Below are 15,409 nucleotides of genomic sequence, written 5' to 3'. Positions count from 1 at the left end.
CAGCGGGTTTTCCGCATTGACCCGCGCCGGTGGGGTGGAGATCTTGCCCATGGGGGAGGAGGAGGTGGAAGTCACCGAGTCCGAGGTTCCGGTGCTCACCGGGACCTGGTGCAAAAGGGAGATGCTCCGCCGATGGAGCGGAGCGATCCGGGAACGGAGTTCTGCGTGGACATCGTCGTCAAGGGCCGCAAGACCGAGGTGCCCGAGCGGTTCCGCAAGCACGTGGCCGAGAAGCTGAAGCTGGAGAAGATCCAGAAGCTCGATGGCAAGGTGATCAGCCTCGACGTCGAGGTGTCCAAGGAGCCCAACCCTCGTCAGGCCGACCGCTGCGACCGAGTGGAGATCACGCTCCGCTCCCGCGGTCCGGTGATCCGGGCGGAGGCAGCGGCCAGTGACCCGTATGCGGCACTCGATCTGGCGGCGGAGAAACTGGACGCGAGGCTGCGCAAGCAGCACGACAAGCGGTTCTCGCGCCGTGGCGCACGCCGGATCCCGGCGGCCGAGGTCGCCGACCACGTCCCCGGCGCGGCGACGCTCAACGGCAACGGCATGCCCGTCCACGACGAAGACACGGAAGCGGTGCCGACCAAGAAGATCGGCTCGCTCGAGGTCAAGGGCGAAGGCCCCCTCGTCGTCCGCGAGAAGACCCACGTCGCCTCCCCGATGAGCCTCGACCAGGCTCTCTACGAGATGGAACTGGTCGGCCACGACTTCTACTTGTTCGTCGACTCCGAGACGAAGGAGCCGAGCGTCGTCTACCGGCGACACGCCTACGACTACGGCGTCATCCACCTCAGCACGGACCCGATGGTGGCTGAGGCGCAGCCGCCCGCGGCGGGCGGCACGCTGGGTGGCTGATCCACCCGGGACAAGCTGAGCCGGTGCCCCTGGAAGCGCGTGTGCGCCCCCAGGGGCACCGGTGTGCGCCCACTTGGCGCCCCGCTCGTCACCTCGGTGACGTCGGGGCATGGAATCATGGCCGCACCGGCCCAACCGGTGGGCCGCTGCCTTGGGTTGGCGATGGCACAGGACCACAGGCCACAGCCTTCAGGGGGAGGAACGATGGCGGACACCTTCGGACCGATGCGAGACGCGGACGCCCACGACGGTGTCATCGGAACGGACCAGGACACGGAAGCTCCACGCAAGGAACCGATCAGAGTCCTGGTGGTGGACGATCACGCCCTCTTCCGCCGTGGCCTCGAGATCGTGCTCGCGGCCGAGGAGGACATCCAGGTCGTCGGTGAGGCGGGGGACGGCGCCGAGGCCGTGGACAAGGCCGCGGATCTGCTGCCCGACATCGTGCTGATGGACGTGCGGATGCCCAAACGCGGCGGGATCGAGGCCTGCACCTCCATCAAGGAGGTCGCTCCCAGCGCGAAGATCATCATGTTGACGATCAGCGACGAGGAGGCCGACCTCTACGACGCGATCAAGGCGGGTGCGACCGGATATCTCCTCAAGGAGATCTCGACGGACGAGGTGGCCACCGCCATCCGCGCGGTGGCCGACGGGCAGTCGCAGATCAGCCCGTCCATGGCCTCCAAACTCCTCACCGAGTTCAAGTCGATGATCCAGCGCACCGACGAACGCCGGCTGGTGCCGGCGCCCCGGCTGACCGATCGTGAGCTGGAGGTCCTCAAGCTCGTCGCCACGGGGATGAACAACCGCGACATCGCCAAGGAGCTGTTCATCTCCGAGAACACGGTGAAGAACCACGTGCGCAACATCCTGGAGAAGCTGCAGCTGCACTCCCGGATGGAAGCGGTGGTCTACGCGATGCGGGAGAAGATCCTCGAGATCCGCTAGGCGGCCTCAGCCGAGCAGAACGGCGAGTTCCCCGATGAGGGGCTCGCGCAGCCCGGGCGCGTCCACGCGCTCCACCCGGACGTCCGTGCAGTCCACCCAGCCCGCCGCCTCGACCAGTGCCTGGGCCACCGCCGGGACCGCCTTCGCCCCGTCCAGGGTGACCTGCCGTGCCACCAGCGTGCGGCCCTCGCGGGCCGGGTCGACGCGGCCGACCAGCCGGCCGCCCGCCAGCACCGGCATCGCGAAGTAGCCGTGGACCCGCTTCTGTTTGGGGACGTAGGCCTCGAGGCGGTGGGTGAAGCCGAAGATCCGCTCCGTGCGCGCACGCTCCCAGATCAGCGAGTCGAACGGAGAGAGCAGTGTGGTGCGGTGCCGGCCCCGCGGCGGCGCGGCGAGAGCGGCCGGATCCGCCCAGGCGGGCTTGGCCCAGCCCGCCACCTCGACCGGCACCAGACCCGAGTCGTCGATCACCGCGTCGACCTGCTCGCCCTTGAGGCGGTGGTAGTCGGAGATGTCCGCACGCGTGCCGACGCCCAGGGCCTCACCGGCCAGCCGGACCAGGCGGCGCACGCACTCGGCGTCGTCCAGCTCGTCGTGCAACAGCGCGTCCGGGATCGCCCGTTCGGCCAGGTCGTACACCCGCTTCCAGCCGCGGCGCTCGACGCACACCACTTCGCCGTACATCAGGGCGCGCTCCACCGCGACCTTGGTGCCGGACCAGTCCCACCAGTCGCTGGTCCTCTTCGCGCCGCCCAGCTCCGTAGCGGTGAGCGGGCCTTCCGCTCGCAACTGCTTGACGACCTGGTCGTAGACACCGTCGGGCAACTGGTGGTTCCAGTGCGGGCGGTTGCGGTAGGCGCGCCGGCGGAACGCGAAGTGGGGCCATTCCTCGACCGGGAGGATGCACGCGGCGTGCGACCAGTACTCGAAGGCGTGGGGGGCCGCGGACGCGCCTGCCGCCGGTGTCTTCCAGTAGGCGGCCTCTACGGTCCCGCGGCCGACCGCGCCCAGGCGCGCGTACGGGATCAGTTCGTGCGAGCGGGCGAGCACCGAGATGGTGTCGAGCTGGACCGCGCCGAGGTGGCGGAGCACCCCGCGGACGCCGGCCCGCCGGTCGGGCGCCCCGAGGAAGCCCTGGGCCCGCAGGGCGATGCGGCGGGCGTCGTCCGCGGTGAGGGCGATGGTGGGGCGCGGAAGGGTCGTCATGGATCGGACGATAGAGGCCGCCACTGACAACGGGGCACGAGCTGCGGTTTCGCCGGTGAGTGGTCAGCCGCGCGCGGGCAGATACGGAGCCGTCGACGGCAGGCCCAGGTCCGAGGGGAGCAGGGAGCCCACCCAGCAGTCGCGGCGCACGCCCTTGTTGTTGACGCCCGAGCGCTGGGTGCCCTCGACGGTGAAACCGGCGCGTTCGGCCACCGCGCGCGAGGCCACGTTGCCGACCTCCGCGCGCCACTCCAGGCGGTCGACGGACAGAGCGGTGAAGGCCCAGCGGGCGGCGGCGAGGGTGGCCTCGGTGACGTATCCGCGGCCGCGGTGCTCCCTGACGGCCCAGAAGCCGACCTCGCCGACGCCCAGCGCGTGCATCGTGATGCCGAGCATCCCCGTCAGCTCCCCACCGGGGAGGAAGAGGCCGAAGGTGTACATCGAGTCGCAGGCCCAGCCGTCGGGCACCATCTGCCCGGTGAAACCCTCGGCGTGCTCACGCAGATAGGGCGAGGGCAAGTGGGAGATCCAGCGTTGCGTGTCCGGATCCTGCGCGGCCCGGTACACCGCCTCGGTGTCGTCGGGACCGACAGTGCGCAGCAGGAGACGGTCGGTGGTGAGTGTGACGGGTTCCATCGGCCGATTCTGGGCGGACGGCACACGCCGCGCCAGGTTTTCAGCCGTGCGTGAGCGGGCGATCACATTTCGCGCAATTCCCCGCCGCGGTGCGGCACTATCCACGGTGGTCGTCCGTTGTCCATGGTGAAGCAGCCGTCGCGCCGCCAGGCCTCCCGGCGCAGCCGGGTCCTCGCATACGATGGCCGTTGCTCAGTACGTCAGAAGGAAACCCGACCGTCCCAGGCCCGACCGGCAAGGAGACCAGCCCCCGTGTCCGTCCTCTCGAAGATCATGCGTGCAGGCGAAGGCAAGATCCTGCGCAAGCTGCACCGCATCGCGGACCAGGTCAACTCCATCGAAGAGGACTTCGTCGACCTCTCCGACGCCGAGCTGCGTGGCCTCACCGAGGAGTACAAGCAGCGGTACGCCGATGGTGAGAGCCTGGACGACCTCCTCCCGGAGGCGTTCGCCACCGTCCGCGAGGCGGCCAAGCGCGTCCTCGGCCAGCGGCACTACGACGTGCAGCTGATGGGCGGCGCCGCGCTCCACCTCGGCTACGTGGCGGAGATGAAGACCGGTGAGGGCAAGACCCTCGTCGGCACGCTGCCCGCCTACCTGAACGCCCTGTCCGGCGAAGGCGTCCACCTCATCACGGTCAACGACTACCTGGCCGAGCGTGACTCCGAGATGATGGGGCGCGTCCACAAGTTCCTCGGCCTCGAGGTCGGCTGCATCCTCGCCAACATGACGCCGGCCCAGCGCCGTGAGCAGTACGCGTGCGACATCACCTACGGCACGAACAACGAGTTCGGCTTCGACTACCTGCGCGACAACATGGCGTGGTCCCAGGACGAGCTCGTCCAGCGCGGCCACAACTTCGCCATCGTCGACGAGGTCGACTCCATCCTCGTCGACGAGGCCCGTACGCCGCTGATCATCTCCGGCCCGGCCGACCAGGCGACCAAGTGGTACGGCGACTTCGCCAAGCTCGTCCTCCGCCTCAAGCGCGGCGAGGCCGGCAACCCGCTCAAGGGCATGGAGGAGACCGGCGACTACGACGTCGACGAGAAGAAGCGCACGGTCGCCATCCACGAGTCCGGTGTCAGCAAGGTCGAGGACTGGCTGGGCATCGACAACCTCTACGAGTCGGTGAACACCCCGCTCGTGGGCTACCTGAACAACGCCATCAAGGCCAAGGAACTCTTCAAGAAGGACAAGGACTACGTCGTCATCGACGGCGAGGTCATGATCGTCGACGAGCACACCGGCCGTATCCTCGCCGGCCGCCGCTACAACGAGGGCATGCACCAGGCGATCGAGGCGAAGGAAGGGGTGGACATCAAGGACGAGAACCAGACGCTCGCCACGATCACCCTGCAGAACTTCTTCCGCCTCTACAACAAGCTCTCCGGCATGACCGGTACGGCGATGACCGAGGCCGCCGAGTTCCACCAGATCTACAAGCTCGGCGTCGTCCCGATCCCGACGAACAAGCCGATGGTCCGCAAGGACCAGTCGGACCTGATCTACCGCACCGAGGTGGCCAAGTTCGAGGCGGTCGTCGACGACATCGCCGAGAAGCACGAGAAGGGCCAGCCGATCCTCGTCGGCACGACGTCCGTCGAGAAGTCGGAGTACCTGTCGCAGCAGCTCAGCAAGCGCGGCATCCAGCACGAGGTGCTGAACGCCAAGCACCACGAGCGTGAGGCGTCGATCGTCGCGCAGGCCGGCCGCAGAGGCGCCGTGACCGTGGCCACCAACATGGCCGGCCGCGGTACCGACATCAAGCTCGGCGGCAACCCCGAGGACCTCGCCGAGGCGGAGCTGCGGCAGCGCGGCCTCGACCCCGAGGAGCACATCGAGGAGTGGGCGCACGCGCTGCCCGCGGCCCTGGAGAAGGCCGAGCAGGCGGTCAGGGCCGAGAAGGAAGAGGTCGAGGACCTCGGCGGGCTGTACGTGCTGGGCACCGAGCGGCACGAGTCGCGCCGTATCGACAACCAGCTGCGCGGTCGTTCCGGCCGTCAGGGCGACCCCGGCGAGTCCCGCTTCTACCTCTCCCTCGGTGACGACCTGATGCGCCTGTTCAAGGCCCAGATGGTCGAGCGCGTGATGTCGATGGCGAACGTGCCGGACGACGTGCCGATCGAGAACAAGATGGTCACGCGCGCGATCGCCTCCGCGCAGTCGCAGGTCGAGCAGCAGAACTTCGAGACCCGTAAGAACGTCCTGAAGTACGACGAGGTGCTCAACCGGCAGCGCGAGGTCATCTACGGCGAGCGCCGCCGCGTCCTGGAGGGCGAGGACCTGCAGGAGCAGATCCAGCACTTCATGGACGACACGATCGACGCGTACGTCGCCGCGGAGACCGCCGAGGGCTTCCCCGAGGACTGGGACCTGGACCGGCTGTGGGGCGCCTTCAAGCAGCTCTACCCGGTGAAGATCACCGTCGAGGAGCTGGAGGACGCGGCGGGTGACCGGGCCGGTCTGACCGCCGAGTTCATCTCCGAGTCCATCAAGGACGACATCCACGAGCAGTACGCGTCCCGTGAGACGCAGCTCGGCTCCGAGATCATGCGTGAGCTGGAGCGGCGGGTCGTGCTGTCGGTCCTGGACCGCAAGTGGCGCGAGCACCTCTACGAGATGGACTACCTCCAGGAGGGCATCGGCCTGCGCGCTATGGCCCAGAAGGACCCGCTGGTCGAGTACCAGCGCGAGGGCTTCGACATGTTCACCGCCATGATGGAGGGCATCAAGGAGGAGTCCGTCGGCTACCTGTTCAACCTGGAGGTCCAGGTCGAGCAGCAGGTCGAGGAGGTGCCGGTCGAGGAGGCCGAGCCGGTCGCCGAGGGCGTCCAGGACCATGTGCCGGCTCAGGCGGGCGCGCGTCCGGAGATCCGGGCCAAGGGTCTGGATGTTCCGCAGCGCCGGGATCTGCACTTCTCCGCGCCGACCGTGGACGGTGAGGGCGGCATCCTCGAGCGGGACCTCGAGGACGACGAGCCCGTCCGTTCCGAGTCCGACGGGCTGACGCGGGCGGAGCGGCGTCGGCAGGCCAAGGGCGGACGGCGTCGCAAGAAGTAGCCCTGCCGGGCTTCGGCCGACTACTTGGGGCCAGGTTCCTTCGGGGAGCCTGGCCCCTTGGGTTTCGTAGCTTGTGCCGCTGTGCCGCTGTGCCGCTGTGCCGCTGTGTCGCTGCGTGCCTGGGCTGGGCAGGGCTTCTGGATGCCCGGCGTTGGGGCTTGGGCGGAGCGGTTTCGCTTGCCCGCGCCAGCGGGGTGCCTCCCCCACTCTCGGCTTCGCTCGAGCGGGGGGAGGGCCCCCCATGGCCCACCCGTGCCGCCCTGGGGGGTCCCCCAGGCTCTTGAGGCACTGGGGGAGGCACGCATGCCGCAGCTACGCGGCTGTTGATTCGGTCAGTCCTCCGGGGTGTGGTGGGGCCTGGGGCCCAGTTCCACCGCTGTGCAGCGCCAGCGGTGGTCCGGGCCCTGTTCCAGGCGGAAGGCCATGGCGCGCAGGTGGTTGCCGGCGGCGATGCGGGCGAAGACCTCGAGCGCCCCGGTCCGGGGGACGTAGTAGCCGATGTCGCGGACGACGGGGCGGGTGCCGCGGGTGCGCAGCGGTCCCCGTTCGGCCAGCCGGGCGAGTTCGTCGTAGGCGCGTCCCGCGGTGTGCCGGAGCATCCAGTGGACGGGCCGCTGGCCGCTGAGGACGGCCAGCAGGCGGTCGGCGAAGAGGTCGGTGGGGCGGGGCTGCGCCACGGCCGTCACGGGCGCTGTGGCGGCCCGGCCGCGGACCGGGTTGCGGGGCGGCGTGCCGCCCGGGCGACGGGAGTCGTGGCGGGTCGGAGGGCGGTGGCGTGGGCGAGGCTGAGCGGTGCCGCGGCTCATGACCTTGTTCATGGGTGTCCCCGTTCTGCGGGCCCGGAACTACCGGGCGGTAACTCGCTGGTGGGGATCTTGTACGGGGGCGGAGGCCGGCATCGCAAGGAACGTGGGGCGCGTGGCGAGGGGCCGCGCGAGTTCACTTATCCGAGTGATGCGGACCCCTGAAAGTCCCGTGATCAGGCGGTGCGACCGGGTGAGCCGCGAGGCGCCGGGTGGACGCCGCCGGGGGTGCGGGCGGGGACTCGAAAGGGGACGGGCGCACGTATCCTGAAGGCCCGTCGACGACCAGGAAAGTGCGGCCAGCCATGCGCGTCTACGTCCCCCTGACCCTTCCCGGTCTCGCCGAGGCGCACAAGACGGGTGAGCTGGGGAGTGGCCCCTTCGTCGCGTACGGCGTCACGCCCGCGCTGCGCGAGTGGTACGTCTCCGACGACATCGAGGAGCTGGAGTACGCGGCGCTCGGCCGGGCCGCGCTGGCCTCGCTGCGGCTGCTGGCGGACGACTTCGGTGCCGAGCGGCGCCGGGTCGTGGTCGCCGTCGACGTGGCTGACGGCGCCGTTACGGCGGACCCCGGCCGCGGGCTCGAACCGGCCGCGCTCGGCGAGGTGACGGTGACCGGTGCCGTGCCGCTGGCCAAGGCGGCCGCGGTGCACGTCGACGCAGGTGACGCGGAGGAGGACGTGGCGGCGGCCGTGGCGGCGCTGGAGGCGGCCGACGGCGGGGACGACGACGCGCGGTTCGTCGTGGACGGGGCCGAGGACCACGAGCTGCTCTGGTACGCCACCCAGGAGATCCCCAACCTGGTGCAGCGGGCCTAGGCCGCTGCCCGGGCCCGGCCGGCCTTGATTGTCAGTGGGCGCGGGTACCGTCTTGGACATGGGGATGCACACAGGCTCGCACATCGTCTGGGACTGGAACGGAACCCTGTTCCACGACAATGACGCGATCATCGGGGCGACGAACGCGGCCTTCGCCGAGCTGGGGCTGGCGCCGATCACGCTGGAGCAGTACCGGGCGCTGTACTGCGTGCCGGTGCCGAAGTTCTACGAGCGGCTGCTCGGGCGGCTGCCGACGGACGCCGAGTGGGAGCTGATGGACGGCGTCTTCCACCGGTACTACACGGAACACCGGGTGCGGTGCGGGCTGGCAGAGGGCGCGGCCGAGCTGCTCGCCGGCTGGCGGTCCGAGGGCAACAGCCAGTCGCTGCTGAGCATGTACGGCCACGAGGAACTGGTACCGCTGGTGCGGGGCCTCGGCATCGAGGCGCACTTCCTCCGGGTGGACGGACGCACGGGGCCGTCCGGCGGCAGCAAGACCGAGCACATGGTGCGGCACCTGCAGGCGCTGACCGGGGTGCGGGCCACGCGGACCGTGGTGATCGGTGACGCGGCGGACGACGCGGTGGCCGCGCGGCACGTGGGGGCGCGGGCGGTGCTGTACACCGGCGGGTCGCACAGCAGGGCCAGCCTGGAGGAAGTCGGGGTCCCGGTGGTGGACACGCTGGCCGAGGCGGTCGCGGAGGCACAGCGAATAGCGGCGTGAGCGGAGCCGGGAGCGCCGGCGCCCCGCGCTGGGGCGGGGCAGTCGTCACGTCACCGGGGCCTTGGCCCTCAGCACCGTCAGGAACTCCCGCATCCAGGTCGGGTGGTCCGGCCAGGCGCGGGCCGAGACCAGGGTGCCGTCGACCACCGTCTCGGTGTCCTCGAAGTGGGCCCCGGCGGCCTGCATGTCGAGTTCCAGGGCGGGATAGGCGGTGACCCTCCGGCCGCTGAGGCTGTCGACGGCGGCGGTGAGCAGGGGGCCGTGGCAGATCTGGGCGACCGGCTTGTCCGCGTCGAAGAACGCCTTGAGGATCTTGCGCAGCTCGGGATCGTTGCGCAGGTACTCGGGGGCGCGGCCGCCGGGGATGACGAGCGCCGCGTACTGACCGGGGTCGACCTCGGCGAAGGGGAGGTCGGCGGGCCAGGTGTAGCCGGGTTTCTCGGTGTAGGTGTCGAGGCCGGGCTCGAAGTCGTGGACGACGAAACGCAGCGTCTTGCGGGTGGGGGCCGCGATGTGGACGTCGTAGCCTTCCTCGCGCAGGCGCTGGTAGGGGTAGAGGACTTCCAGGGACTCCGCTGCGTCGCCGGTGACGATGAGGATCTTCGCGGGCATGTCGGCACCTCCTGGGCGGGCACGGCCCCCCTGCACGGGGACGGACGCTGTCCTGGGCAAGGTGCCCGCACCGGGCGCGCTTGCCAAGAGGGCCCGTCGCTTTCAGGGTGCGGCGCACCGCACCGCGACGCGACCCGGTACCCCGTCCGACGGCCCGCCGGCGCCGTGCCCGCGCTTCGCCCGCCGCCGGATACGCCACGCGTCGCCGCCCCACCCCTGTGCAGAACGTCAAACTTCACCCCCCGGTTTTGTACACATACGGCTCATGACGACCCCCGGGTGAGGAGCGATAGCCTTGTGGCGTGATCAGCGCGATAGCTCGCGGGGGCAACGTCGCCCCTGCCCCGCGCCCGGGTTGCACGGAGCACCTCCGTGACCGGGCGGCGGTCGCTGGTCTTCGCGGGCGGGCCGGGGGCGCCGAAGCCCCCGGGATGCCGACGACGGCCCAGGAGCCGGCGGCGCCGAGACCGGCGTCACATCCGGCGGGCACGTCGAAAATGGCCGAATACCCCCCGCTCTTCTCACCTCGCGGCATAGCGTCGGATCGGACCGGACACCCCGGGCCGTGGCGTCGAGCCGGAGGGAAAGAGACCGTATTTCCTTCTACGTCACGCAACGGCGCGCGACAGGAGCCAGAGGACAATGCAGACCAAGCTGGACGAAGCCAAGGCCGAGCTGCTCGAACGGGCGGCCCGGGTAGCTGAGAACAGCCCGGTCGGGGGGCACCTACCGACCGGGACGACGGCGACGGGCGAGGGCGCGGCCGGTGCCCCCGACAGCGAAGCCGGGCACGCGTTCCTCCAGCGCTACTACCTGCACACCGCCCCGGAAGACCTCTCGGACCGCGACCCGGACGACGTCTTCGGCGCAGCGGCCTCGCACAACCGGCTCGCCGAGCACCGGCCGCAGGGCACCGCCAACGTCCGGGTGCACACCCCGACGGTGGAGGAGAACGGCTGGACCTGCAGCCACACCGTCGTGGAGGTCGTCACCGACGACATGCCCTTCCTCGTCGACTCGGTCACCAACGAGCTGACCCGCCAGGGCCGCGGCATCCACGTCGTCATCCACCCGCAGTTCGTCGTCCGGCGCGACGTCACCGGCAAGCTGATCCAGGTTCTGCCGACCGCGCCCACCGGCGACCTCCCGCACGACGCGCACATCGAGTCCTGGATCCACGTCGAGATCGACCGGGAGACCGACCGCGCCGACCTTAAGCAGATCACCGCCGATCTGCTGCGCGTCCTGTCCGACGTCCGGGAGGCCGTCGAGGACTGGGAGAAGATGCGCGACGCGGCCGGCCGGATCGCGGACGGCCTGGAGAGCGAGCCGCTGCCGGGCGACCTGCCCGCCGCCGAGGCCGAGGAGGCCCGCGAGCTGCTGCGCTGGCTCTCCGCCGACCACTTCACCTTCCTCGGCTACCGCGAGTACGAGCTGCGTGGTGACGACTGCCTGGCCGCCGTGCCCGGCACCGGTCTCGGCATACTGCGCGCGGACCCGCACCACTCCGAGGACGACCAGCACCCGGTCAGCCCCTCGTTCGAGCGGCTGCCCGCGGACGCCCGCGCCAAGGCCCGTGAGCACAAGCTGCTCGTGCTGACCAAGGCCAACAGCCGCGCCACCGTGCACCGGCCGTCGTACCTGGACTACATCGGCGTCAAGAAGTTCGACGCGGACGGCAACGTCGTCGGCGAGCGCCGCTTCCTCGGTCTGTTCTCCTCCGCCGCCTACACCGAGTCGGTCCGCCGCGTCCCGGTCATCCGGCGCAGGGTCGCCGAGGTCCTGCAGCGCGCCGGCTTCTCGCCGGAGAGCCACGACGGCCGCGACCTGCTCCAGATCCTGGAGACCTACCCGCGCGACGAGCTGTTCCAGACTCCGGTGGCCGAGCTGCAGTCCATCGCGACGAGCGTCCTGTACCTCCAGGAGCGCCGCCGGCTGCGGCTGTACCTGCGGCAGGACGAGTACGGCCGCTACTACTCGGCCCTCGTCTACCTCCCGCGCGACCGCTACACCACCGGCGTCCGGCTGCGGATCATCGACATCCTGAAGGAGGAGCTCGGCGGCATCAGCGTCGACTTCACCGCCTGGAACACCGAGTCGATCCTGTCCCGGCTGCACTTCGTCGTCCGGGTCCCGGCGGGCACCGAGCTGCCCGAGCTGTCGGACGCGGACAAGGAGCGCATCGAGGCCCGGCTGGTCGAGGCCGCCCGGTCCTGGGCCGACGCGTTCGCCGAGGCGCTCAACGCCGAGCTGGGCGAGGAGCGCGCCGCCGAGCTGCTGCGCCGCTACAACAACGCCTTCACCGAGGGCTACAAGGCCGACCACAGCCCGCGCGCGGCGGTCGCCGACCTGGTCCACCTGGAGCGGCTCAGCGAGGAGAAGGGCCACAACTTCTCCCTCAGTCTGTACGAGCCGGTCGGCGCCGCCCCCGACGAGCGCCGCTTCAAGATCTACCGCAAGGGCGCCTCGGTCTCCCTGTCCGCCGTCCTGCCGGTGCTCCAGCGGCTCGGTGTGGAGGTCGTGGACGAGCGGCCGTACGAGCTGCGCTGCGCGGACCGCACCACCGCCTGGATCTACGACTTCGGCCTGCGCATGCCCAAGTCGCCGGCCGGCACCGACCACTTCGGCGACGACGCCCGCGAGCGCGTCCAGGAGGCCTTCGCCGCCACCTGGACCGGCAAGGCGGAGAACGACGGCTTCAACGCCCTCGTGCTGAGCGCCGGGCTGACCTGGCGGCAGGCCATGGTGCTGCGCGCGTACGCCAAGTACCTGCGGCAGGCCGGATCCACCTTCAGCCAGGACTACATGGAGGACACCCTCCGCGACAACGTCCACACCACCCGGCTGCTCGTCTCCCTGTTCGAGGCGCGGATGTCCCCGGACCGGCAGAAGGCCGGGTCGGAGATCACCGACGCCCTGCTGGAGGAGCTGGACGCGGCCCTGGACCAGGTGGCGAGCCTCGACGAGGACCGCATCCTGCGTTCCTTCCTGACCGTCATCAAGGCCACCCTGCGCACGAACTTCTTCCAGGAGGCGCGCAGCGGCGAGCCGCACGACTACGTCTCCATGAAGTTCGACCCGCAGGCCATCCCGGACCTGCCCGCGCCGCGCCCGGCGTACGAGATCTGGGTGTACTCGCCGCGGGTGGAGGGCGTGCACCTGCGCTTCGGCAAGGTCGCCCGAGGCGGCCTGCGCTGGTCCGACCGCCGTGAGGACTTCCGCACCGAGATCCTCGGCCTGGTCAAGGCGCAGATGGTGAAGAACACCGTCATCGTGCCGGTCGGCGCCAAGGGCGGCTTCGTCGCCAAGCAGCTCCCGGACCCGAGCGTGGACCGGGACGCGTGGCTGGCCGAGGGCATCGCCAGCTACAAGACGTTCATCTCGGCGCTGCTCGACATCACCGACAACATGGTGGCCGGCGAGGTCGTCCCGCCGCAGGACGTCGTACGGCACGACGGCGACGACACCTACCTGGTGGTCGCGGCCGACAAGGGCACGGCGACCTTCTCGGACATCGCCAACGAGGTCGCCGAGAAGTACCACTTCTGGCTCGGCGACGCCTTCGCCTCCGGCGGCTCGGCCGGCTACGACCACAAGGGCATGGGCATCACCGCGCGCGGCGCCTGGGAGTCCGTGAAGCGGCACTTCCGCGAGCTGGGCCTGGACACGCAGAGCGAGGAATTCACGGTCGTCGGCATCGGCGACATGTCCGGTGACGTGTTCGGCAACGGCATGCTGCTCTCCGAGCACATCCGCCTGGTCGCCGCCTTCGACCACCGGCACATCTTCATCGACCCGAACCCGGACGCGGCCACCTCCTACGCCGAGCGCCGCCGGCTGTTCGAGCTGCCCCGCTCCAGCTGGGCCGACTACGACACCGAGCTGCTCTCGGCGGGCGGCGGGATCTTCCCGCGCACCGCGAAGGCGATCACGCTCAACGCTCACATCCGCCAGGCCCTGGGCATCGAGGAGAAGATCTCCAAGATGACGCCGGCCGACCTGATGAAGGCGATCCTGCACAGCCCGGTGGACCTGCTGTGGAACGGCGGCATCGGCACGTACGTGAAGTCGTCGGCGGAGTCGAACGCCGACGTCGGCGACAAGGCCAACGACGCCATCCGCGTCGACGGCGGCGACCTGCGCGTCAAGGTCGTCGGCGAGGGCGGCAACCTGGGCCTGACCCAGCTCGGCCGCATCGAGTTCGCGCTGCACGGCGGCCGGATCAACACCGATGCGATCGACAACAGCGCCGGCGTGGACACCTCCGACCACGAGGTGAACATCAAGATCCTGCTCAACGGGCTGGTCGCGGACGGCGACATGACCGTCAAGCAGCGCAACAAGCTGCTCGCCGAGATGACCGACGAGGTCGGCAGCCTGGTGCTGCGCAACAACTACGCGCAGAACACGGCGATCGCCAACGCCCTCGCCCAGTCCAAGGACATGCTGCACGCGCAGCAGCGGTTCATCCGCCACCTGGTCCGCGAGGGCCACCTCGACCGGGCGCTGGAGTTCCTGCCCACCGACCGCCAGATCCGCGAACGCCTCACCCAGGGCCAGGGCCTGACCGGCCCGGAGACGGCCGTGCTGCTGGCGTACACGAAGATCACGGTGGCCGAGGAGCTGCTGCACACCTCGCTGCCGGACGACCCGTACCTGCGCACCCTGCTGCACGCCTACTTCCCGACGGCGCTGCGCGAGCGGTTCCCGGACGGCATCGACAGCCACCCGCTGCACCGCGAGATCACCACAACCGTGCTGGTCAACGACACGGTCAACACGGGCGGTACGACCTACCTGCACCGGCTGCGCGAGGAGACCGGAGCCTCGCTGGAGGAGATCGTCCGCGCCCAGACCGCGGCCCGCGCGATCTTCTGCTCGGCGCCGGTGTGGGACGCGGTGGAGGAGCTGGACAACAAGGTCGAGGCGGCCGTCCAGACCCGCATCCGGCTGCACTCGCGCCGTCTGGTCGAGCGCGGCACGCGCTGGCTGCTGAACAACCGGCCGCAGCCGCTTCAGCTCGCCGAGACGGTGGACTTCTTCGCCGAGCGGGTCGAGCAGGTCTGGCAGCAGCTTCCGAAGCTGCTGCGGGGCGCGGACCAGGAGTGGTACCAGCACGTGTTCGACGAGCTGTCCGCCGCCGGGGTCCCGGACGAGCTGGCCACCCGCGTGGCCGGGTTCTCCTCCGCCTTCCCGGCGCTCGACATCGTCTCGGTGGCCGACCGCATGGGCAAGGAGCCGTTGGACGTCGCCGAGGTGTACTACGACCTCGCCGACCGGCTCGGCATCACCCAGCTCATGGACCGCATCATCGAGCTGCCGCGCAACGACCGCTGGCAGTCCATGGCCCGCGCGGCGATCCGCGAGGACCTGTACGCCGCGCACGCCGCGCTGACCGCCGACGTCCTGGCCGTCGGCAACGGCACCTCCACGCCGGAGCAGCGCTTCGACCTGTGGGAGCAGAAGAACGCCGCCCTGCTCTCCCGCGCGCGCACCACCCTGGTGGAGATCCGCGGTTCCGACGAGTTCGACCTCGCCAACCTGTCGGTGGCGATGCGGACCATGCGGACGCTGCTGCGCTCGCACTCGTAGCCGCGGCGGTGGACGTACGGCTGTAGCGGGCGCCCCGGGCCGGCCCAGGCCCGGGGCGCCTGCTTTCCCGCCTCCTCGGCCGAATACTTCGCTTCCGGGCCAACGGGACATTTCCGATAGGGTCTGGGCTGTGACAGCGACCTCAC

At 70.3% G+C, this 15,409-nt stretch carries 10 protein-coding genes; 6 read left to right on the top strand and 4 right to left on the bottom strand.

Annotated elements, in window-relative coordinates; all coding sequences use genetic code 11:
- Nucleotides 1–132 precede the first annotated feature (132 nt).
- Together raiA and AB0924_RS06775 are read left to right on the top strand one after the other, a co-directional pair.
- Nucleotides 133–858: a ribosome-associated translation inhibitor RaiA gene (gene raiA, locus AB0924_RS06780; RefSeq protein ID WP_358930266.1), complete on the top strand. Its 726-nt coding sequence runs from the start codon at nucleotides 133–135 to the stop codon at nucleotides 856–858.
- A 204-nt stretch (nucleotides 859–1,062) separates the two neighbouring features.
- Nucleotides 1,063–1,809, top strand: a complete 747-nt coding sequence (locus tag AB0924_RS06775) for a response regulator transcription factor (protein WP_358930268.1) — start codon at nucleotides 1,063–1,065, stop codon at nucleotides 1,807–1,809.
- A gap of 6 nt (nucleotides 1,810–1,815) precedes the next feature.
- On the opposite strand, the gene AB0924_RS06770 is transcribed toward AB0924_RS06775, so the two are convergent.
- Both AB0924_RS06770 and AB0924_RS06765 read right to left on the bottom strand, forming a co-directional pair.
- Nucleotides 1,816–3,015, bottom strand: a complete 1,200-nt coding sequence (locus AB0924_RS06770; RefSeq protein WP_358930270.1) for a crosslink repair DNA glycosylase YcaQ family protein — start codon at nucleotides 3,013–3,015, stop codon at nucleotides 1,816–1,818.
- 63 nt (nucleotides 3,016–3,078) lie between these two features.
- Entirely contained in the window at nucleotides 3,079–3,651 is a 573-nt protein-coding gene (locus AB0924_RS06765) for a GNAT family N-acetyltransferase (protein WP_358930272.1), read from the bottom strand.
- Between the two features lie 252 nt (nucleotides 3,652–3,903).
- On the opposite strand from AB0924_RS06765, the gene secA reads away from it, so the two are divergent.
- Complete coding sequence (gene secA / locus AB0924_RS06760; protein ID WP_358930274.1) at nucleotides 3,904–6,714, top strand: preprotein translocase subunit SecA; 2,811 nt, start codon at nucleotides 3,904–3,906, stop codon at nucleotides 6,712–6,714.
- A gap of 332 nt (nucleotides 6,715–7,046) precedes the next feature.
- On the opposite strand, the gene AB0924_RS06755 is transcribed toward secA, so the two are convergent.
- Complete coding sequence (locus AB0924_RS06755; RefSeq protein ID WP_358930276.1) at nucleotides 7,047–7,532, bottom strand: Rv3235 family protein; 486 nt, start codon at nucleotides 7,530–7,532, stop codon at nucleotides 7,047–7,049.
- Between the two features lie 290 nt (nucleotides 7,533–7,822).
- On the opposite strand from AB0924_RS06755, the gene AB0924_RS06750 reads away from it, so the two are divergent.
- A complete protein-coding gene (locus AB0924_RS06750) occupies nucleotides 7,823–8,335 on the top strand; it encodes a hypothetical protein (RefSeq protein WP_366910825.1) in 513 nt (170 codons plus the stop codon).
- 58 nt (nucleotides 8,336–8,393) lie between these two features.
- On the top strand, nucleotides 8,394–9,059 hold the full coding sequence (locus AB0924_RS06745) for an HAD hydrolase-like protein (protein WP_366910824.1): 666 nt from the start codon (nucleotides 8,394–8,396) through the stop codon (nucleotides 9,057–9,059).
- Between the two features lie 45 nt (nucleotides 9,060–9,104).
- On the opposite strand, the gene AB0924_RS06740 is transcribed toward AB0924_RS06745, so the two are convergent.
- Nucleotides 9,105–9,671, bottom strand: a complete 567-nt coding sequence (locus AB0924_RS06740) for a DJ-1/PfpI family protein (RefSeq protein WP_366910823.1) — start codon at nucleotides 9,669–9,671, stop codon at nucleotides 9,105–9,107.
- A 642-nt stretch (nucleotides 9,672–10,313) separates the two neighbouring features.
- Here AB0924_RS06740 and AB0924_RS06735 point away from each other — a divergent pair.
- Complete coding sequence (locus AB0924_RS06735; protein ID WP_358930284.1) at nucleotides 10,314–15,263, top strand: NAD-glutamate dehydrogenase; 4,950 nt, start codon at nucleotides 10,314–10,316, stop codon at nucleotides 15,261–15,263.
- The last annotated feature ends 146 nt before the right edge of the window (nucleotides 15,264–15,409 follow it).

Origin of the sequence: Streptomyces sp. NPDC047869 (assembly GCF_040704065.1) — a bacterium.
In the GTDB taxonomy this organism is placed as follows: domain Bacteria; phylum Actinomycetota; class Actinomycetes; order Streptomycetales; family Streptomycetaceae; genus Streptomyces.
This window is presented reverse-complemented; position numbering and strand designations above follow the sequence as displayed.